Annotated in this window: 18 protein-coding genes; 14 read left to right on the top strand and 4 right to left on the bottom strand. The window is 71.2% G+C overall.

The annotated features are described in order from the left end of the window. The first annotated feature begins 12 nt into the window (after nucleotides 1-12). The 10 genes from pdxT to H283_RS0114770 all read left to right on the top strand — a co-directional run bounded on the left by pdxT (nucleotide 13) and on the right by H283_RS0114770 (nucleotide 10656). Nucleotides 13-789 (top strand): pyridoxal 5'-phosphate synthase glutaminase subunit PdxT, encoded by a 777-nt coding sequence (gene pdxT / locus H283_RS25300; protein WP_020144311.1) that lies wholly within the window; start codon nucleotides 13-15, stop codon nucleotides 787-789. Next, the gene (locus tag H283_RS0114810; RefSeq protein WP_020144310.1) at nucleotides 786-1547 is read left to right on the top strand and encodes a YebC/PmpR family DNA-binding transcriptional regulator; all 762 of its coding nucleotides are present in this window, start codon (nucleotides 786-788) and stop codon (nucleotides 1545-1547) included. Before pdxT ends, H283_RS0114810 begins: the two co-directional genes overlap by 4 nt. A 146-nt stretch (nucleotides 1548-1693) precedes the next feature. After that, nucleotides 1694-2350, top strand: a complete 657-nt coding sequence (gene ruvC, locus H283_RS0114805) for a crossover junction endodeoxyribonuclease RuvC (protein ID WP_020144309.1) — start codon at nucleotides 1694-1696, stop codon at nucleotides 2348-2350. Beyond that, a complete protein-coding gene (ruvA, locus tag H283_RS0114800; RefSeq protein WP_020144308.1) occupies nucleotides 2347-2949 on the top strand; it encodes a Holliday junction branch migration protein RuvA in 603 nt (200 codons plus the stop codon). Before ruvC ends, ruvA begins: the two co-directional genes overlap by 4 nt. Continuing rightward, on the top strand, nucleotides 2946-4082 hold the full coding sequence (ruvB, locus tag H283_RS0114795) for a Holliday junction branch migration DNA helicase RuvB (RefSeq protein WP_020144307.1): 1137 nt from the start codon (nucleotides 2946-2948) through the stop codon (nucleotides 4080-4082). Before ruvA ends, ruvB begins: the two co-directional genes overlap by 4 nt. A gap of 243 nt (nucleotides 4083-4325) precedes the next feature. Continuing rightward, the gene (gene yajC, locus H283_RS25295; protein ID WP_020144306.1) at nucleotides 4326-4673 is read left to right on the top strand and encodes a preprotein translocase subunit YajC; all 348 of its coding nucleotides are present in this window, start codon (nucleotides 4326-4328) and stop codon (nucleotides 4671-4673) included. A gap of 7 nt (nucleotides 4674-4680) precedes the next feature. Then, a complete protein-coding gene (gene secD / locus H283_RS0114785) occupies nucleotides 4681-6594 on the top strand; it encodes a protein translocase subunit SecD (RefSeq protein WP_020144305.1) in 1914 nt (637 codons plus the stop codon). After that, nucleotides 6591-7745, top strand: coding sequence for a protein translocase subunit SecF (gene secF / locus H283_RS0114780; RefSeq protein ID WP_020144304.1), 1155 nt, complete (start codon nucleotides 6591-6593; stop codon nucleotides 7743-7745). The genes secD and secF overlap by 4 nt, the downstream gene beginning before the upstream one ends. A 72-nt stretch (nucleotides 7746-7817) precedes the next feature. Next, complete coding sequence (locus H283_RS0114775) at nucleotides 7818-8342, top strand: adenine phosphoribosyltransferase (RefSeq protein WP_020144303.1); 525 nt, start codon at nucleotides 7818-7820, stop codon at nucleotides 8340-8342. 28 nt (nucleotides 8343-8370) lie between these two features. Then, nucleotides 8371-10656, top strand: a complete 2286-nt coding sequence (locus tag H283_RS0114770) for a bifunctional (p)ppGpp synthetase/guanosine-3',5'-bis(diphosphate) 3'-pyrophosphohydrolase (RefSeq protein WP_020144302.1) — start codon at nucleotides 8371-8373, stop codon at nucleotides 10654-10656. A gap of 96 nt (nucleotides 10657-10752) precedes the next feature. Here H283_RS0114770 and H283_RS26760 read toward each other — a convergent pair whose 3' ends face one another. Together H283_RS26760 and H283_RS0114760 are read right to left on the bottom strand one after the other, a co-directional pair. Continuing rightward, nucleotides 10753-12789: a DUF349 domain-containing protein gene (locus tag H283_RS26760; protein ID WP_020144301.1), complete on the bottom strand. Its 2037-nt coding sequence runs from the start codon at nucleotides 12787-12789 to the stop codon at nucleotides 10753-10755. Then, complete coding sequence (locus H283_RS0114760; protein ID WP_020144300.1) at nucleotides 12786-13628, bottom strand: peptidylprolyl isomerase; 843 nt, start codon at nucleotides 13626-13628, stop codon at nucleotides 12786-12788. Before H283_RS0114760 ends, H283_RS26760 begins: the two co-directional genes overlap by 4 nt. 227 nt (nucleotides 13629-13855) lie before the next feature. On the opposite strand from H283_RS0114760, the gene H283_RS0114755 reads away from it, so the two are divergent. Next, a complete protein-coding gene (locus H283_RS0114755) occupies nucleotides 13856-14557 on the top strand; it encodes an MBL fold metallo-hydrolase (protein ID WP_020144299.1) in 702 nt (233 codons plus the stop codon). Then, nucleotides 14554-15909 carry a histidine--tRNA ligase gene (gene hisS / locus H283_RS0114750; protein ID WP_020144298.1) on the top strand — a complete coding sequence of 452 codons (1356 nt, stop codon included), beginning with the start codon at nucleotides 14554-14556 and terminating at the stop codon, nucleotides 15907-15909. The genes H283_RS0114755 and hisS overlap by 4 nt, the downstream gene beginning before the upstream one ends. Before the next feature lie 30 nt (nucleotides 15910-15939). Here hisS and H283_RS0114745 read toward each other — a convergent pair whose 3' ends face one another. Next, the gene (locus H283_RS0114745) at nucleotides 15940-16551 is read right to left on the bottom strand and encodes a hypothetical protein (protein ID WP_020144297.1); all 612 of its coding nucleotides are present in this window, start codon (nucleotides 16549-16551) and stop codon (nucleotides 15940-15942) included. After that, on the bottom strand, nucleotides 16548-16919 hold the full coding sequence (locus tag H283_RS27805) for a hypothetical protein (RefSeq protein WP_156023207.1): 372 nt from the start codon (nucleotides 16917-16919) through the stop codon (nucleotides 16548-16550). The genes H283_RS0114745 and H283_RS27805 overlap by 4 nt, the downstream gene beginning before the upstream one ends. Before the next feature lie 201 nt (nucleotides 16920-17120). Here H283_RS27805 and ald point away from each other — a divergent pair, with 201 nt between their 5' ends. Together ald and xerD are read left to right on the top strand one after the other, a co-directional pair. After that, a complete protein-coding gene (ald, locus tag H283_RS26755) occupies nucleotides 17121-18236 on the top strand; it encodes an alanine dehydrogenase (RefSeq protein WP_020144295.1) in 1116 nt (371 codons plus the stop codon). Next, nucleotides 18233-19219, top strand: a complete 987-nt coding sequence (xerD, locus tag H283_RS0114730; protein WP_028785609.1) for a site-specific tyrosine recombinase XerD — start codon at nucleotides 18233-18235, stop codon at nucleotides 19217-19219. Before ald ends, xerD begins: the two co-directional genes overlap by 4 nt. Nucleotides 19220-19400 lie beyond the last annotated feature (181 nt).

The raw sequence follows: 19400 nt of genomic DNA, 5'->3' as shown, positions 1-19400 counted from the left end.
TACGCTGACCCGGTGAGCACCATCAGCACCATCACCGGCACGACCGCCGACCCAGGCGCACACGCGGGCGCACACCCGGGCGCCGAGCCGGGCGCCGAGCCGGGCGCCGACCGTCGCGCCGACGCCGTCGGCGTGCCGCGCATCGGTGTCCTCGCGGTCCAGGGCGACGTCCGCGAGCACCTCGCCGCCCTCACCGCACTCGGCGCCGAGGGGGTCACGGTCCGGCGTCCGGCCGAGGCCGAGGCCATCGACGGGCTCGTCATCCCGGGCGGCGAGTCGACGGTCATGGACAAGCTCGTCCGCGCCTTCGACCTGCAAGAGCCCCTGCGGCGGCGCATCGCCGGGGGCATGCCCGCGTACGGCTCGTGCGCCGGGATGATCATGCTCGCCGACCGCATCGCCGACGCGCGTCCCGACCAGCAGACGCTCGGCGGCCTCGACATCACGGTGCGCCGCAACGCCTTCGGCCGCCAGGTCGACTCCTTCGAGCAGGACCTCGACTACGCCTGGAGCGACCCGTCGACGGCGGGCACGGTGCACGCCGTCTTCATCCGCGCGCCGTGGGTGGAGCAGGCGGGACCGGGGGTCGAGGTGCTCGCCCGCGTGAGCAAGGGCCCGGCCGCCGGTAGGATCGTCGCGGTCCGGCAGGGCAACCTCATGGCCACGTCCTTCCACCCCGAGGTGGGGGCCGACCGCCGGATCCACGCCGAGTTCGTCTCGATCGTCAGAGAGCACCGACTCCAGCAGTCGGGTGCACGCCAGTCACCGGAACGCGAGGACACTGCATGAGCGGCCACTCCAAATGGGCCACCACGAAGCACCAGAAGGCGGCCAAGGACGCCAAGCGCGGCAAGCTCTTCGCCAAGCTCATCAAGAACATCGAGGTCGCGGCCCGCCAGGGCGGCGCCGACCCCGCCGGCAACCCGACGCTCTACGACGCCATCCAGAAGGCCAAGAAGACGTCGGTGCCCAACGACAACATCGACCGCGCCGTCAAGCGCGCCTCGGGTGCCGAGGCGGGCGCCGCCGACTGGCAGACGATCATGTACGAGGGCTACGCCCCCAACGGCGTCGCGGTGCTCATCGAGTGCCTCACCGACAACCGCAACCGGGCTGCCGCGGAGGTGCGCACGGCGCTGACCCGCAACGGCGGCCAGCTCGCCGACCCCGGCTCGGTGTCCTACGTCTTCAACCGCAAGGGCGTCGTGACGGTCCTCAAGGACGCCGGCTCCGAGGACGACATCCTCGAGGTCGTGCTCGAGGCGGGTGCCGAGGAGGTCAACGACAACGGTGACACCTGGGAGATCATCTCCGAGGCCTCCGACTTCGTCGCGGTCCGCAAGGCGATCCAGGACGCCGGCATCGACTACGAGTCGGCCGAGGCGTCGTTCGTCCCCAACCTGCAGGTCCCGCTCGACCTCGACGGGGCCAAGAAGATGATCCGCGTCATCGAGGCCCTCGAGGACAGCGACGACGTGCAGAACGTCTTCGCCAACGGCGACATCCCCGACGACGTCCTCGCCCAGCTCGACGACGACGAGGACTGACCGCGCCGAGGGCTTCTGCGCCCGAGGGGCGACGAGGAGGCACGCCGGGACCGGCGTGCCTCCCGTCCTTTCGGGGGAGGCCCGTTAGCGTTGTCCCGAACACCTGTTCGGATCGTCCAGAGCCCCACGCCCCAGGGAGGTATGCCGTGCGCGTCCTCGCGGTCGACCCCGGGCTCACCCGCTGCGGCGTGGGCGTCGTCGACGGGGTCCCGGGGCGCAAGCTCTCGCTCGTCGAGGTCGGGGTCATCCGCACGCCGTCCGGCGACCCGACCCCCAAGCGTCTCGTCGCCGTCGAGGACGAGATGCGTCAGTGGTTCGCACGGCACCGTCCCGAGGCCGTGGCCATCGAGCGCGTCTTCGCCGACACCAACGTCTCCACCGTGATGGGCACCGCGCAGGTGACCGGGATCGTCATGATCATGGCCGAGCGGCTCGGCCTGCCCGTCACGCTCCACACGCCGACCGAGGTCAAGGCCGCGGTCAGCGGCAACGGGCGTGCCGACAAGGCGCAGGTCACGACGATGGTGACCCGCCTGCTCGGTCTCGACACGCCACCGAAGCCCGCCGACGCGGCCGACGCGCTCGCCCTGGCCATCTGCCACGTCTGGCGCGGCGGCACGCAGAGCCGGCTCGAGGAGGCACGGCTCGAGGTGCTCGCTCGCACCGGCAACCGGGGGAGCGGCATACCCCGTCGGGTCCCACCGGGAGCCGCCCCACCGGTGCAGCGCCTGCGCGCCGCGACCACCCAGCCCACCCGCACCGGCCAGACCGCCCGACCCCACCCTGGAGCCCAGCCCCGATGATCGCCTCGCTCTCCGGCACCGTCCTCAAGGTCGGCCTCGACTCGGTCGTGGTCGGCGTCGGTGGTGTCGGCATGCTCGTCCACACCACCCCGGCCACGGCGACGTCCGTGCGGCTGGGGCAGCCCACGGAGCTCGCCACCAGCCTCGTCGTGCGCGAGGACTCGCTGACGCTCTACGGCTTCGCCACCGACGACGAGAAGCACGTCTTCGAGACCGTCCAGACCGTCTCCGGGGTCGGACCCCGCCTCGCTCTGGCCGTGCTCGCCGTCCACTCGCCCGACGCCGTCCGGGTCGCGTTGGGCACGGGTGACCTCGTCGCGCTGACGAAGGTCCCGGGCATCGGCAAGAAGGGGGCGGAGCGGATGGTCCTCGAGCTCAAGGACAAGCTCGGCGCCCTGCCCGGCTCGGCCGGCCAGAGCGACCCGGTCCACCTCGACAGCGGCGAGGCGTGGCGCGAGCAGGTCCGCGAGGCGCTCGTCGGACTCGGCTGGACCGTGCGCCAGGCCGACGACGCGCTCGACAGGATCGCGCCGCTCGCGGCCGACGGCGCCGGGGTGTCGGCGCTGTTGCGGGCCGCCCTGCAGGAGCTCGGCCGATGAGCCTCGACCGCTCCTGGGAGCTCGACACCGGGGCCGAGCCGGACGTCTGGGACGACGGTTCCTTCGACGCGACGGCGCGCATCGTCGACGCGGTCGGCGACACCGACGAGCGGCAGGTCGAGGCCGCACTGCGTCCCAAGCGACTCGACGACTTCCCAGGACAGACCCGCGTCCGCGACCAGCTGGGGCTCGTCCTCAAGGCCGCCAAGCGTCGTGGCACCCCGCCCGACCACGTGCTGCTCTCCGGGCCGCCGGGGCTGGGCAAGACCACCCTGGCGATGATCGTCGCCGGAGAGCTCGAGCAGCCCATCCGCATCACCTCCGGCCCCGCGATCCAGCACGCCGGCGACCTCGCGTCGGTGCTCTCGTCGCTCGCCGAGGGGGAGGTGCTCTTCCTCGACGAGATCCACCGGATGTCGCGCTCGGCCGAGGAGATGCTCTACCTCGCGATGGAGGACTTCCGGGTCGACGTCATCATCGGCAAGGGTCCGGGCGCGACCGCCATCCCGCTCGAGCTGCCGCCCTTCACCGTCGTCGGCGCGACGACACGTGCCGGGCTGCTGCCTGCGCCGCTGCGCGACCGCTTCGGTTTCACGGGCCACCTCGACTACTACGCGGCGGCCGACCTCGTGACGATCCTCCACCGGTCGGCGCGCCTGCTCGGACTCGACGCCGACGAGGACGGCATCCGCGAGATCGCCCTGCGGTCGCGTGGCACGCCTCGCATCGCCAACCGTCTGCTGCGCCGGGTCCGCGACTGGGCACAGGTGCACGGCGAGGACCGCGTCACCCAGTCCGCGTCCCGTCAGGCGCTCGAGCTGTTCGACGTCGACGAGCGCGGCCTGGACCGGCTCGACCGAGCCGTGCTGGAGGCGCTGTGCCGCCGGTTCAACGGTGGTCCCGTGGGCCTGTCGACCCTCGCCGTCGCCGTGGGCGAGGAGCCCGACACGGTCGAGACGGTCGCCGAGCCCTACCTCGTGCGCGAGGGCTTCATGATCCGCACCCCACGCGGGCGCGCCGCCTCGAGCCTCGCCTGGGAGCACCTCGGCCTGACCCCGCCGCACGACTCGCAGGCCCTCTGGACCGCCACCCTCCCCATCGACGAGGCCGGCGGCGCGCGATTCGACGCCTGAGGCCGGGCTCGGCATGGTCCTGCCGCCAGCACCGAGCGCGACCAAAACGTGACCGGCACACGCGGCGTCACCCGTCCGTCTGGTCTGACAAACTGCACCCGCGCACGTAGACTCCTGCGGGCACCATCGCCGCTGCCGCGGCACCATCCGGTGCCCCCGGTCGTTGACGCGACATCCGACCCGATCGACGGGTCGTGGCGCGCGCCCGCGCTACCGGACGAAGACACGAAGGACTGAGCTGACATGAACAACAACGGGGCCCTCTCGTTGCTGATTTTCGCCCTGCCCCTGCTGCTGCTGGGCTGGCTGTTCTTTTCCCAGAACAAGCGGATGAAGCAGATGCGTGACTTCAGCTCCTCGCTCGACGTCGGTGACGCGGTCGTCACCTCCTCGGGCATCTTCGGCACGATCAAGCACCTCGACGACAGCAGCGCCTGGCTCGAGATCTCCGAGGGCACGACCGTCCGGTTCGACCGGCGCGCCATCGCGATGAAGCAGACCGACACTGCCGCGAGCGACACGCCTGCGGCCGACGCCCCCGTCGACGACGCACCGGGTGCGACGCCCGGCTCCCAGCAGAACGGTCAGTGAGGCTTTCGTGGCACGCAGCTCCACCAAGAAGTCGGCGAGACGGAGCCTCCTGGCCCTGGTCGTCGTCATCCTCGCCCTCGGCGGTCTCGCCGCCGGCCTGACGAAGTGGGCCGAGGGGTCGATGACCCCCCGGCTCGGCCTCGACCTCGAGGGCGGCACGGAGCTCGTGCTCCAGCCGCAGCTCAACGGCACCGAGACCATCAGCGAGGGCCAGGTCAACCGCGCGGTCGACATCATCCGCCAGCGCATCGACGCCAACGGCGTCTCCGAGGCCGAGATCACCACCCAGGGTGGTCGCAGCATCGTCGTGTCGATCCCCGGCCAGCCGACGGCCGAGCAGCTCGACGCGCTGAAGAAGCCGTCGCAGCTGCGCTTCCGCGCCGTCTACGTGCAGGCCCTCGACGCCAACGCCAGCCAGGCCAACCCGAGCGGCACGCCGACCGGCACGTCCACGGGCACGGCGACTCCTTCCGGCACCGCGACCGGCACGGGCACGCCGAAGGCCACGAGCACCGCGACGCCCTCGACGTCCGCGACCGCCCAGAACGGTGTCGTCCCCGACGCGCTGCGCGCCGCCACGACCCCGGTGACGCCCACGCCGTCGGCCACCACGCCCTCGGGCACGGCGACGACGCCCGCGCCTGCGGCCACCGAGGCCCCCGCGCCCACGGCGGCCCAGACCGAGGCCGCGATCAAGACGCAGGCCAGCACCGGCCTCGTCGGACTCGGCTGGGACAAGGCCAAGGCCGACGCGGCCGCCACCAAGGTCGCCAAGCAGTACACCGCGCTCAACTGCTCGTCCCCGGGAGCCGTCGACAAGATCCAGGACGACCCCGCCCTGCCTCTCGCCACCTGCGGCGAGGACCGCGTCACCAAGTACGTCCTCGGCCCGAGCGAGATCGACGGCAGCGAGATCGCCGACGCCACGAGCGGCTACCAGCCCGGCCCGAACGGCCAGCCCACCTCCATCGTCGAGGTCGCACTGTCCTTCAAGGACGCCGGCAAGGCCAAGTTCGCCGCCGTCACGAAGCGCCTCTACGGGCTCCAGTCGCAGCCGCCGCTCGACCAGTTCGCCGTCGTGCTCGACAAGGCGGTCATCACCGCGCCGCAGGCGCGAGCCGTCATCACCGACGGCCGGGCCTCGATCACCGGCTCGTTCACCATCGACTCCGCCAAGCAGCTCGCCGAGCAGCTGAAGTTCGGTGCCCTGCCGATCTCGTTCGCGCTGCAGACGCAGGACAACATCACGCCCCAGCTCGGCGAGGAGCAGCTGCGCATCGGCCTGCTCGCCGGTTTCATCGGCCTGTTGCTCGTCGTCGTCTACTCGCTCATCCAGTACCGCGCGCTCGGGCTCGTCACGGTCGCATCGCTCGTTGTCGCGTCCGTCATCACCTACCTGGCGGTGACGGTCCTCGGTACGACGCACGGCTTCCGCCTGACGATGGCCGGGGTGACGGGTCTCATCGTGGCCATCGGTGTCACGGCCGACAGCTTCATCGTCTACTTCGAGCGCATCCGCGACGAGGTGCGTGACGGGCGTCCGCTCGTCGCCGCCGTCGAGACCGGCTGGAAGCGGGCCCGACGCACGATCATCGCGGCCGACGCCGTCAACTTCATCGCGGCCGGAGTGCTCTATTTCCTCGCCTCGAGCAACGTCCGCGGCTTCGCCTTCACGCTCGGCCTCACGACCCTCATCGACCTGCTCGTGGTCATCCTCTTCACGCACCCCACGGTGCAGCTGCTGGCCCGCACGAAGTTCTTCGGCAACGGTCACAAGTGGTCGGGTCTCGACCCGGAGCGCCTCGGCGCCAAGGAGTCGGTCCGCTACCGCGGCCGCGGTCAGTTCGGGGCACCCGGCGCCCAGCGCCCGCCCGCCACCGTGGGCTCGGCCCGCGTCGCCGATGGGAAGGCCCAGGCATGATCAACTTCGCCCAGGTCGGCAACGACCTCTACACCGGCAAGCGCTCGATCGACTTCATCAAGCGCCAGAAGACGTGGTACGCCATCTCCGGGGTGCTCATCGCCCTCGCGCTCGTCGGCATCTTCGTCAAGGGTCTCAACTTCGGCATCGAGTTCAGCGGTGGCTCGGAGTTCCGCGTCCAGGGCGTCTCCAACAGCCAGGGCTACGAGGAGAAGGCCCAGGCGGCCATCTCCAGCGCCGGCATCGAGGGCAACGTCGTCACGACGATCGTCGGCCAGGACACCGTCCGCGTGCAGTCCGAGGCCGCGGCCGACCGCACCGACGAGGCCAGCACGGCCCTCGCCCAGCAGTTCGGCGTCGACAAGGGTGCGGTCAGCGCATCGCTCATCGGCCCGAGCTGGGGGCAGTCGGTCAGCCAGCAGGCGATCCGTGGTCTCATCGTCTTCCTCGTCATCGTGACCCTGGTCATGGCGCTCTACTTCCGCACGTGGAAGATGGCCGTGTCGGGTCTCGTGGCCCTGCTGCACGACCTCGTCATCACCGTCGGCATCTACGCGCTCTTCGGCTTCGAGATCACGCCGTCGTCGATGATCGGGTTCCTCACGATCCTCGGGTACTCGCTCTACGACACGGTCGTCGTCTTCGACAAGGTGCGCGAGAACACCGCGGACGCGTTCCGGACGAAGCGCATGACGTACTCCGCGGCGGCCAACCTCGCGGTCAACCAGACGCTGGTCCGCTCGATCAACACGACCGTCGTCGCGCTCCTGCCGATCGCGGCCGTGCTCTTCGTCGGTTTCACGCTGCTCGGCCCGGGCACGCTGCTCGACCTGTCGCTCGCCCTCTTCATCGGCATCGCGGTCGGTGCCTACTCGTCGATCTTCATCGCGACGCCCCTGCTCGTCGACCTGCGTCGCAACGAGCCCGCCGTCCGTGAGCTCGACAAGTACGTCGCGCGCCACGGGGCCAAGCAGGGTGCCTCGGCAGCAGCCGCTGGGGCCGAGCCGGCCTACGTCGGCGCGGACTCCACCGGTGCCGCCGCTGACGGGGCTGCCGACGCCTCGGTCGACGGCGCACCGCGCCCCGTGCACAAGTACGCCCAGGCCCGACCGCGCAACCAGCCCAAGCGTGCGCCGAAGTCGCGGCGCTGACGCGGGGCCGCCTCGGCGGCCCCGCGCCCGCCCGCGGTTCGCGCCGCACGTTCGACCACCCCAGGAGACGGCGTGAGCCAGATCAGTGACCGCGTCGCGAGCAAGCTGCGCGACATCCCGGACTTCCCCAAGCCCGGGGTCCTCTTCAAGGACTTCACTCCGCTCATCGCCGACGGTGCCGCCCTCGGGGAGCTCGTCCGCGACATCGCCCAGCGGTATGCCGGTCAGGTCGACGTCGTCGTCGGCATCGAGGCCCGCGGCTTCATCCTCGGCGCGGCCGTGGCCTACGAGCTCGGCCTCGGCATGGTGCCCGTGCGCAAGGCCGGCAAGCTGCCGGGGGAGACCCTCAAGGAGTCCTACGCGCTCGAGTACGGCACGGCCGAGATCGAGGTGCACACCGACGCCTTCGAGCCCGGACAGCGCGTGCTCGTCCTCGACGACGTGCTCGCCACCGGGGGCACCGCCGAGGCGTGCGCCCTGCTCGTCGAGCGGGCCGGCGCCACGGTCACCGCGATCGAGGTCGTCCTCGAGCTGGCCTTCCTCGAGGGACGCAAGCGTCTCGCGGACCGGCCGGTCAACGCCATCCTCACCGTGTGATCACAGAGGGACCGCCTAGACTCTCTTCATGAGCGAGGACGTCCGCAACGAGCTGTCCACCCCGTCGCGGGTGCGCGCCCGTTTCGCCCGGTTCGGGGCCACCCGGCCGGCGGGCAACCCCGTGCTCGAGCCGCTCATGACGGCGGTGCGCCAGAACCACCCGAAGGCCGACCTCTCGGTCATCGAGCGGGCGTATGCCGTGGCCGAGAGCGCCCACGAAGGGCAGATGCGCAAGAGCGGCGACGCCTACATCACGCACCCGCTCGCCGTGACGACGATCCTCGCCGAGCTCGGGATGACGCCCCCGACCCTCGCGGCGGCGCTGCTGCACGACACGGTCGAGGACACGGCATACGGCCTCGACGAGCTGCGCCACGACTTCGGCGACGAGATCGCGATGCTCGTCGACGGCGTCACCAAGCTCGACAAGGTCACCTACGGCGAGGCGGCCCAGGCCGAGACCGTCCGCAAGATGGTCATCGCGATGGCGCGTGACATCCGCGTCCTCGTCATCAAGCTCGCCGACCGCCTGCACAACGCCCGCACGTGGCGTTACGTCAGCCCCGAGTCGGCCAAGCGCAAGGCCAACGAGACGCTCGAGATCTACGCACCGCTCGCGCACCGCCTCGGCATGAACACCATCAAGTGGGAGCTCGAGGACCTCTCGTTCGCGACGCTCTACCCGAAGGTCTACGACGAGATCGTGCGCCTCGTCGCCGAGCGCGCTCCGGCCCGCGAGGAGTACCTCGCCGGGGTGCGCACCCAGGTCACCGAGGACCTCACGGCCGCCAAGATCAAGGCCGTCGTCACGGGCCGGCCCAAGCACTACTACTCCGTGTACCAGAAGATGATCGTGCGGGGCCGCGACTTCGAGGAGATCTACGACCTCGTCGCCGTCCGGGTCCTCGTCGACACGGTGCGCGACTGCTACGCGGCGCTCGGCGCCCTCCACTCGCGGTGGAACCCGGTCCCGGGCCGGTTCAAGGACTACATCGCGATGCCGAAGTTCAACATGTACCAGTCGCTGCACACGACGGTCATCGGCCCGCAGGGCAAGCCGGTCGAGATCCAGATCCGGACCCATACGATGCACCGTCGCGCCGAGTACGGCGTCGCCGCGCACTGGAAGTACAAGGACCAGAGCAACGGCGGCGGACCCGCGCGTCCGGGCGAGATCACGCCGCAGAACGACATGGCCTGGCTGCGGCAGCTGCTCGACTGGCAGCGAGAGACCGAGGACCCGGGCGAGTTCCTCGACTCGCTGCGCTTCGAGATGGGCAGCAGCGAGGTCTACGTCTTCACCCCGAAGGGCTCGGTCGTCGCGCTCCCGATGGGCGGCACGCCCGTCGACTTCGCGTATGCCGTCCACACCGAGGTCGGGCACCACTGCATCGGGGCCCGCGTCAACGGGCGCCTCGTGCCCCTCGAGTCGACCCTCGAGAACGGCGACGTCGTCGAGGTGCTGACGTCCAAGGCCGACGGCGCCGGTCCGTCGCGTGACTGGCTCCAGTTCGTCAAGAGTCCGCGGGCCCGCAACAAGATCAAGCAGTGGTTCTCCAAGGAGCGCCGCGAGGAGGCCATCGAGGCCGGCAAGGACTCCATCGCCAAGGCGCTGCGCAAGCAGAACCTCCCGCTCCAGCGGCTCATGAGCCACGAGTCGATGACCGCGGTCGCGACCGACCTGCGCTACCAGGACATCGAGGCGCTGTACGCCGCCGTGGGCGAGGGGCACGTCTCCGCGCAGCACGTCGTCGGCAAGGTCGTCGCGTCGATGGGTGGCGTCGACGGTGCCACGGAGGACCTCGCCGAAGCCACGGTCCCGACGCGGGCCGCGAGCAGGCGCAAGCCCGGCGACCCGGGCGTCGTCGTCGTCGGCACGGCAGACGTGTGGGTCAAGCTCGCCAAGTGCTGCACCCCGGTGCCGGGCGACCCCATCATCGGCTTCGTGACGCGCGGCAACGGTGTCTCGGTGCACCGCGTCGACTGCACCAACGCCGACCAGCTGACGGCCAATCCGGAGCGGCTCATCGACGTCGAGTGGGCGCCGAGCTCCGCCAGCGTCTTCCTCGTCCAGCTGCAGGTCGAGGCGCTCGACCGCAACCGTCTCCTCAGCGACGTGACCCGCGTCCTGTCGGACCAGCACGTCAACATCCTGTCGGCGTCCGTGCAGACCTCACGCGACCGGGTGGCCATCTCCCGCTTCACCTTCGAGATGGGTGACCCGGCCCACCTCGACCACGTCATGCAGGCGGTTCGCAAGATCGACGGCGTCTTCGACGTCTATCGCGTCAACGGCGGCAAGTCGACGATGTAGCCGTCGGCCTCTGGACGCCGCGCCATGCTGCACGCGAAAGGGCCCACCTGACGAGATCACTTGTCGGGTGGGCCCTTTCGTGGGTGGGGCTGGTGGTCAGCCGCCGAACTCGGCGACGCCGGCGCGGGCCTGGTCGAGCCAGACCTGACGTGCATCGAGCGCCTCGCGGGCCTTCTTGATCTTGCTCGCGCTGCCGGACGCCTCGGCCTTGGCGAGGTCGTCCTGCAGGTCGGCGACGGCACGTTCCAGCTGGTCGACCATGGCCCGGGCCCGGGCCGCGACCTCGGGGTTGCTCGACTTCCACTTGCGGTCCTCGGCGTCCCGCACCGTCTGCTCGACCCGGCGCATGGCCTTCTCGACCCGCTCCATGTCAGACCGCGGCACCTTGCCCGCGGCATCCCACTTGTCCTGGATGACGCGCAGCTGGCCCTTGGCCTTCTCGAGGTCGGTCACGGGCAGGATCGCCTCGGCCTCGACGAGTAGGGCCTCCTTGACGGCGAGGTTGCCGCGGTACTGCTCCTCCTCGGCCGCGACGACCTCGTCCTTGGCCGTGAAGAAGGTGTCCTGCGCCGCCTTGAAGCGCGCCCACAGCTTGTCGTCGTCGGACCTGCTGGCGCGACCGGCACGGCGCCACTCGTCCATGAGGCGCTTGAACGCCCCCGCGGTGGCAGCCCAGTCGGTGCTCGTCGCGAGCTTCTCGGCCTCGGCGACGAGCCGCTCCTTGGCACCCTTGGCGTCGGCGTGCTGCGCGTCGAGACCGGCGAAGTGGCTGCGTCGTGCCTTGTCGAAGCCGTTGCGGGCGCTGCTGAAGCGCTGCCACAGGTTCGACTCCGTCTCGCGGTCGAGGCGGGTGGCGGAGCGCTGGTGCGCCTTCCACTCGTCGAGCAGCTCACGCATCCGGGCGCCGCTCGTCTTCCACTGGATCCGGTTCTCCGGCTGGCCGGCGATCGACTCGGCCTCGGCCACGATCTTCTCGCGCTCGGCCGTGGCCGCCATGCGCGCCTCGGCGCGGTGCTGCTGCTCGACGTTGCGCTTGGCCGCGAGGCCGGACTGGATCTCGTCGAGCTTGGTGGCGAGCGCGTCGAGGTCGCCGACGACGGTCGCGTCCTTGACCTGTGCCGCGAGGGTCTTGAGGCCCTCACCGACGTCCTTGGACGGGACCTCTGGCTGCGACAGGCGCTGCTCGAGCAGCACGGCCGACGCGAAGAGCTCGTCGTACTTGCGGGCGAAGTAGGTCAGTGCCTCCTGGTCGCTGGCGCCGGGGTAGGAGCCGACCTCCTGCTCCTCGCCGTCCTTGGTGCGGACGTAGACGGTGCCGTTCTCGTCGACGCGTCCGAAGGCCGCCGAGGCCGAGTGGTCGGTCGTGATCGGCGCCGGCGCGGCGGGCGCGACCGACGGGTGCGGGACCGCCTTGGCGAGGGCAGCCGGCGTCGGGATCGACGAGGGCTTGGGGATGCTCCCCGGGGACGGCACAGCGGGCACAGCGGGCCCAGCAGGCTCCGTGGGCTCCGTGGCCTCCGCGGGGGCCGCAGCCTCGGCAGCGTCACCGGACTCCGTGCTGCTGACCGACGCCACGGCGTCTGCCGTCTCGACAGCGGCGGCAGCCGGCTCGTCTCCCGTGACCGCGGCGGGCTCGGCGACGGCCGGCTCGCTGGCCTCGGGTGTGGCGACGGGCACCTCGGCCTCCGCCTCGGGGGCCGTGCCGGCCGGCTCGACGCTCTCGGGCGCCACCGCGACCGGCTCGGCCTCGACGACCGGCTCGGCCTCGACGGCAGGCTCGGGCTCGACGACGGGCTCGGGCTCGACGACGGGCTCGGGCTCGACGACGGGCGCGACGTCCGCGGCAGCGGCCTCGGCGCTCTCGCTCGTGTCGCCGGACTCGGTGGCCTCCACCGAGGCGACGGCCTCGGTCGTCTCGGTCGTCGCTGCGGGCTCGGTCGTCGCCGCGGGCTCGGACGTCACCGGAGGCTCGGTCGTGGTGGGGGCGTCGGCCGTGTCGGCCGGAGCGTCGTCGTCGACCGTCTCGACGGTGTCGGCGTTCTCGGCCGCCGGTTCGACCGCGGCCTCGCCGTGCTGCTCCTCCGTCACGGTGGCGGTGGTGTCGTCCGGCTCGGGCTGCTTGATGTCGGTCATGCCTTCTTCTCCGTCACGCTGACGCTGAGGATGCTGATCGGGGAGACGGGGGTTCCGTCCGTCGGGCTGGGGGGGAGGGCCTTGTTCGCGGCGATCTTGTCGACGATGTCGAGGCCCTTGGTCACCTTCCCGAAGATCGTGTAGCCACCGCCGTCGGTGGGCAACTGGGTTTCCTTGTAGGTGATGAAGAACTGGCCACCGTTGCTGTTCGGGTCGGAGGTGCGCGCCATGGCGAGCACACCGGTGGGGTACTTCCCGTCCTTGGGCGCGTTCTCGATGCCGAAGGTGTAGCCCGGTCCGCCCTGACCCGTGCCGGTGGGGTCACCGCACTGGAGGACGTAGATGCCCTCGGTCGTGACGCGGTGGCACGGGCTCGGGGCCCAGAAGCCGCTCTTGGCCAGGTTGATGAACGAGGCGACGGTCTGCGGCGCCTTCGTCCCGTCGAGCTCGAACGTGAGGTCGCCGCACGTGGTCTTGACGGTCGCGACGAAGGTCTTGCCGGCAGCCGTGGCCTTGGCCGGGACCTGCTTCTGCTGCTTCGGGGTGGTCTGGTTCGCCGGGGGAGCGGTGCAGCCGGCCGCGAGCTTCTGGCCGGCAGCGAGCCCGCCCGTGCTCGTCGGGGTGCTCGCGGGCGTCGTCGACCCTGCCGCGGGGGTGGCGGTGGCCGAGCTGCCGACGAGCTTGGGCACGACGATGACCGCGGCGATGACGAGGATGACCGCGAGGATCACACCGAAGACCTGCTTGTCGCGCGTCGAGTCGCTCACCGGCGGCTTGGCGGTCTTCTGCTGCTCCTCGTGGCGGCGGCGCGCACGTGCGCGTTCCTGCTCTTTGGTCACGAACCTCTCCTCGTACGGGCCACATGGGCGGTCCCCGGGCGTTCGGTCATTTTATGGAACGACTGCGGCGCGCACGCAGCGGGACGGGTCACGAGTCCGTGACATCTCCCCTCCGACGCGCGGATTTGCGCCCGGAAGCCTCACGGACGGCATACCCAGTGTGTCGGCACCCACTCCCGAGGGCGTATGCCGTCCGCCCCGGAACGCGTCGTCGCTAGGCTCCCAGCGTGCTGACCGTTGCCTTCCCCGCCCAGGCGTTCGACACCAACTGCTACGTGCTCGCCCCGGGTGCGGGGGAGGAGTGCGTCATCGTCGATCCCGGGATCGGCGTGGAGGAGACGCTGCGCGAGGTGCTGTCGGAGCACCGGCTGCGGCCGGCCGCGGTGCTGCTCACGCACGGGCACGTCGACCACGTCTACTCCGTCACCCCCGTCTGTGGTGCCGACACGGCTGCCTACATCCACGCGGACGACCGCTATCGCCTGCACGACCTGCTCGGACGCAGCAACCCGGGACTCGTCGCGATGCTCGAGCAGCAGTTCGGTGCCGCGGCGACGTGGACCGAGCCGACCAACGTCGTCGAGATCACCGACGGCACCCGGCTGACGCTCGCGGGCATGGAGTTCGACGTGCTCCACGCGCCCGGGCACACCGAGGGCTCGGTCATGTTCGGCATCGACCGTGTGCCCGACGGCATCCGCGGCCAGGTCGACGTGGACCGCACGATGGTGACCGGGGACGTGCTCTTCGCCGGTTCGGTGGGCCGCACGGACCTGCCGGGCGGCGACCCCGCCGCGATGCAGCGCAGCCTGCGCGATGTCGTGCTGCCGCTGCCCGACACGACGCTCGTGCTCCCCGGCCACTACCAGGCGACGACCATGGCCCACGAGCGCGCCACCAACCCCTACCTGAGAGACTTGCCCGCGTGAGCACGCGTCCCGCCTCGAAGTCCGCCGGCAAGGTCACCCCGATCAGCGGCTTCCCCGAGTACCTCCCGTCCGAGCGCATCGTCGAGCAGCGCTTCCTCGACGTCATCCGGGAGACCTTCGAGCTGCACGGTTTCTCGTCCGTCGAGACCCGGTCCATCGAGCCCGTCGAGCGCCTCAGTGCCCAGGGTGAGGACGCCGACAAGGAGATCTACGCCGTGTCGCGCCTGGCCGGCGGCAGCGACGACGACGCCCGCTGGGGCCTGCACTTCGACCTGACGGTGCCGTTCGCGCGCTACGTCCTCGAGAACGCCGGCAAGCTCGCCTTTCCGTTCCGGCGCTACCAGATCCAGAAGGCGTGGCGCGGGGAGCGGCCCCAGGAGGGGCGCTACCGCGAGTTCACGCAGGCCGACATCGACATCGTCGACGTCGGCGAGCTCTCGCCGCACTTCGAGGCCGAGATGCCGCTCGTCATCGCCGACGTCTTCAGCAGGTTCCCGGTGGGCGACTTCGTCATCCAGGTCAACGACCGCAAGATCCCCAACGGCTTCTACCAGGGCATCGGCATCACCGACGTCATCGGCACCCTGCGCATCGTCGACAAGCTCGACAAGATCGGTCCGGAGAAGGTCCAGGCCCTCCTCGTCGAGTCGGGCACGACCGACGCGCAGGCCGACCAGTGCCTCGCGCTCGCCGCGATCCGCTCCGCCGACCTCGGTTTCGTCGAGCAGGTGCGCGCGCTCGGCGTCGAGCACCCGCTGCTCGACGAGGGACTCGAGTCGCTCTCGCGCGTCATCAGCACCGGAATGGCCCACGCGCCCGGCAAGGTCGTCGCCGACCTGCGCATCGCGCGCGGCCTCGACTACTACACCGGCACGGTCTACGAGACCCAGTTCATCGGGCACGAGTCCTGGGGCTCGTTCTGCTCCGGTGGCCGCTACGACGCCCTCGCCAGCGACGGCAGGAACACCTATCCGGGCGTCGGCATCTCCATCGGCGTGACCCGCATCCTCGGCCTCCTCATCGGCCGCGGGCTCGTCACCGCGTCACGCTCGACGCCTGCCGCCGTGCTCGTCGCACTGACCGACGACGAGTCGCGCGAGGGCGCCGTCGCCGTGGCCACGGCCCTGCGGCGCCGCGGGATCGCCTGCGAGGTCGCGCCGTCGGCAGCCCGCTTCGGCAAGCAGATCCGCTACGCCGAGCGACGCGGCATCCCCTACGTGTGGTTCCCGGGGGCGGGGGAGTCCGGCGACGAGGTCAAGGACATCCGGAGCGGCGAACAGGTCCCGGCCACCGCCGACGCCTGGACCCCACCGGACGACGACCTCGTCCCCCAGGTCACCCGCGCCGACTGACCGGCCGCTCACGGCACCGTTGCGGGGTGGTCAGGTGCCGGGCGGCGGGCGCAGTCCCTGGTCGCGCAGCTCGAGCAGGGCCAGCTCCCGGATGACGGCCCGGTCCTGGCGCCGCCAAGCACCGGCAGGGTCGTCGGTCACCCGGGCCAGCGCGCGCATCGGTTGTGTCGCCATCGCCCGGAGCGCGAAGAGGTCGAGGTCCTCGCCGGCATCGATGAAGCGCTGCGACTGGGTCGCGTTGCGCACGAAACGAACTCGGACGTAGAGCCAGACCACGAGGACGAGCAGGATCGGCACGAGCGCCGTGGCTGTACCGACCCCGAGGGCGAGCGTGTCGACCGTGTCGGCCATCGACGTCCCGGCCTGCTGCAGCGTCGTCCCGGACCCGGCGGCCTGGGTCAGCCACGTCTTCAGCTGGTCACCCACGAGCGGCAGCTGCCCCGCCTGGTCGCCCGCGCCGGTGAGGGCCCCGTTGACCGACTGCCCGGCCGAGGTGATCGAGTCCGCGGGGGCACGCAGCTGTTCGACCGTGTCGTGGACCTGGCGACCGGCATACACCCAGAGGCCGATCCACAGGAGCATGAGCACGTCGGAGAGCAGCTGTCGGGTGCGTCGGGCGGGGGTGTCTGCGTAGAGCTTCACGGGCCCATGGTGGCGAAGACGACGACGAAGAACACGACGAGGGCGATGAAAGCCGCGAACCCTCCGACCAGGGAGGCGACGACGAAGCCCCCCGCGAACGAGCGAAGTGCCGGAAAGGCCGTGGCCGCGACGGCGACCGCGATGCCGATCACGAGCAGCACGAACGCCCCGGGAGGCTCCACGCCCTGGAAGACCGGCGCCCAGACGGCCGGCACGGCGAAGAGGACGCCGGCGACGACGCCCGGGCGCCGTGTCAGCCGCGCGCCGGGCTCTTCCGGCCGCCGCGAGGGCCTCCGTTCCCGAGGCAGCCGTGAGCCCGCTGGTGCCACCGGCCAGGTGTATCCGTCGTGCCTCGGCGGATCGGTCACGGCCCCTCCTTCTCCGAGCTCGTCGGCCGCGGGTGCGGGTGAGCACACTCTGGCACGGCGCGAGGCGGTCAGCGGCAGTTGCACGAGGTCGTGACCGGGCCGTGACGCCCACGGATACAGTGGCCTCGCGGCCCCTGCGGGCCCCTTCTCACCAGGGCAACGGCGCCATGGTCGAGTCAGTCCGGAAGGAAGTGCAGCAGCATGAAGGTCGGCATCCCCCGCGAGGTCAAGAACCACGAGTACCGCGTGGCCATCACGCCCTCAGGCGTCCACGAGCTCACCGAGAACGGACACGACGTCATCGTCGAGAAGGACGCCGGTGTCGGCTCGCAGATCAGCGACGACGACTACGTCGCGGCAGGCGCCCGCATCCTCGGCTCGGCCGACGACGTCTGGGGCGAGGCCGACATGGTGCTCAAGGTCAAGGAGCCCGTGGCCGAGGAGTACCACCGGATGCGCGAGGGCCTGACCCTCTTCACCTACCTCCACCTCGCGGCCGACAAGCCGCTCACGGAGGAGCTCGTCAAGCGCAAGGTCACCGGCATCGCCTACGAGACCGTGCAGCTGCCCTCCGGGGCCCTGCCGCTGCTCTACCCGATGTCCGAGGTGGCCGGCTGCCTCGCCCCGCAGGTCGGTGCCCACGCGCTGATGCGCGCCCAGGGCGGCCGCGGCGTGCTCATGGGCGGCGTCGGTGGGGTGGCCAACGCCAAGGTCGTCATCCTCGGCGCCGGCGTGTCGGGCCAGAACGCCGCCAACATCGCGCTCGGCATGGGTGCCGACGTCACGCTGCTCGACACCGACCTCGACAAGCTGCGGATGTCCTTCTGGCGCTACGAGAACCAGGTCCACGGCCTGGCCTCCAACCGCCTCACGGTGCAGCAGCAGGTGCAGGAGGCCGACATGGTCATCGGCGCCGTCCTCATCCCCGGTGCGGCGGCTCCCAAGCTCGTCTCCAACGAGCTCGTCTCCCAGATGAAGCCGGGCTCCGTGCTCGTCGACATCGCCATCGACCAGGGCGGGTGCTTCGAGGACAGCCACGCGACGACGCATGCCGACCCCACCTACACGGTGCACAACTCGGTCTTCTACTGCGTCGCGAACATGCCCGGGGCCGTGCCCAACACGTCCACCTACGCCCTGACGAACTCGACGCTGCCGTATGCCGTGAAGCTCGCCAACCAGGGGTGGCGCGACGCGCTGCGCGCCGACCACGCGCTCGGCCTCGGTCTCAACACGCACGACGGGCACGTCACGTACGCCGGCGTCGCCGAGGCCCACGGCATGACGTCGGTCGGTCTCGACGAGGCCCTGTCCTGACCGAGCAGGTCGTCACCGAGCCACCCGCGGCACGGCCCTCGCGCCTCGAGCGCGACGTCCGCGGGTGGCTCGACCACGTCCGCGTCGAGAGGGGCGCCTCCGACAACACCCTCAAGTCCTACGCGCGCGACCTGCGCTCCTACGCGGCGTTCCTGGCGGCCAAGGGGATCGACGACGCGAGCCGGGTCACCGAGGCAGACGTCACCGACTTCCTCGCGTCCCTGCGCGAGCGCGGGCTCGCGGCCTCGTCCGCGGCCCGCACCCTCGTCGCCGTGCGGGGCTTCCACCGTTTCCTCGCCCTCGAGGGCGAGGTGGCCGGCGACCCGGCCGCCAACGTCGCCCCGCCCAAGCCACCCGCCCGACTGCCCAAGGCGATCCCGATCGAGGCCGTGGAGCGGCTGCTCGCGGCGGCTTCGGTCGGCGACACGCCCGAGTCGCTGCGCGACCGAGCACTCCTCGAGGTCCTCTACGGCGTGGGCGCCCGCATCAGTGAGGCCGTCGACCTCGACGTCGACGACATCGAGACCGTCGGGCCCGCAGCCGGCTCCGGAACTCCCCCGCAGGGCGGGGGAGTGGCGTCCGTCCGGCTGCACGGCAAGGGTGGCAAGGAGCGCGTCGTCCCCGTCGGCCGCTACGCGGTCGAGGCCGTGACGGCATACCTCGTCCGGGGCCGTCCGGCCCTCGCCACGCACGGACAGGGGGGCCCGGCGCTCTTCCTCAACCAGCGCGGGGCACGCCTGTCGCGGCAGTCGGCCTGGGCGATCATCCGCCGCGCCGCCGAGCGGGCCGACCTCACCGAACACGTGTCGCCCCACACCCTGCGCCACTCCTTCGCCACCCACCTGCTCGACGGCGGGGCGGACGTCCGCGTCGTCCAGGAGCTGCTCGGGCACGCCTCCGTCACGACGACCCAGATCTACACGATGGTCTCGGTGCACCGACTCCGCGAGGTCTATGCGGGCGCCCACCCCCGTGCCCGCTGATAAGGTCACACGTGATCAGCGCGAGGCTGACCGCAGCATCCCAGGGCAAGGCCGAGCGGAGTGGAACACCCGGTGAACGAGGAGTCACACGACACCATGCAGTCCGTGCCGTCCGAGGACCTCGACCAGCCCCGACAGAGTCCGGTCAGTGCCGCCCCCCGGGTCGCGCACCTACCAGGCA

Origin of the sequence: Terracoccus sp. 273MFTsu3.1, assembly GCF_000383675.1 — a bacterium.
Classification (GTDB): domain Bacteria; phylum Actinomycetota; class Actinomycetes; order Actinomycetales; family Dermatophilaceae; genus Terrabacter.
The sequence above is the reverse complement of the archived record's forward strand: the minus strand, read 5'-3'. Positions and strand labels throughout refer to the sequence as shown.

Excerpts from the sequence above, each read along its gene's own strand:
- H283_RS0114810 (WP_020144310.1), top strand. The coding sequence starts at position 786 with ATGAGCGGCCACTCCAAATGGGCCACCACGAAGCACCAGAAGGCGGCC.
- ruvA (WP_020144308.1), top strand. The coding sequence starts at position 2,347 with ATGATCGCCTCGCTCTCCGGCACCGTCCTCAAGGTCGGCCTCGACTCG.
- ruvB (WP_020144307.1), top strand. The coding sequence starts at position 2,946 with ATGAGCCTCGACCGCTCCTGGGAGCTCGACACCGGGGCCGAGCCGGAC.
- yajC (WP_020144306.1), top strand. The coding sequence starts at position 4,326 with ATGAACAACAACGGGGCCCTCTCGTTGCTGATTTTCGCCCTGCCCCTG.
- secF (WP_020144304.1), top strand. The coding sequence starts at position 6,591 with ATGATCAACTTCGCCCAGGTCGGCAACGACCTCTACACCGGCAAGCGC.
- H283_RS0114770 (WP_020144302.1), top strand. The coding sequence starts at position 8,371 with ATGAGCGAGGACGTCCGCAACGAGCTGTCCACCCCGTCGCGGGTGCGC.
- H283_RS26760 (WP_020144301.1), bottom strand. The coding sequence starts at position 12,789 with ATGACCGACATCAAGCAGCCCGAGCCGGACGACACCACCGCCACCGTG.
- ald (WP_020144295.1), top strand. The coding sequence starts at position 17,121 with ATGAAGGTCGGCATCCCCCGCGAGGTCAAGAACCACGAGTACCGCGTG.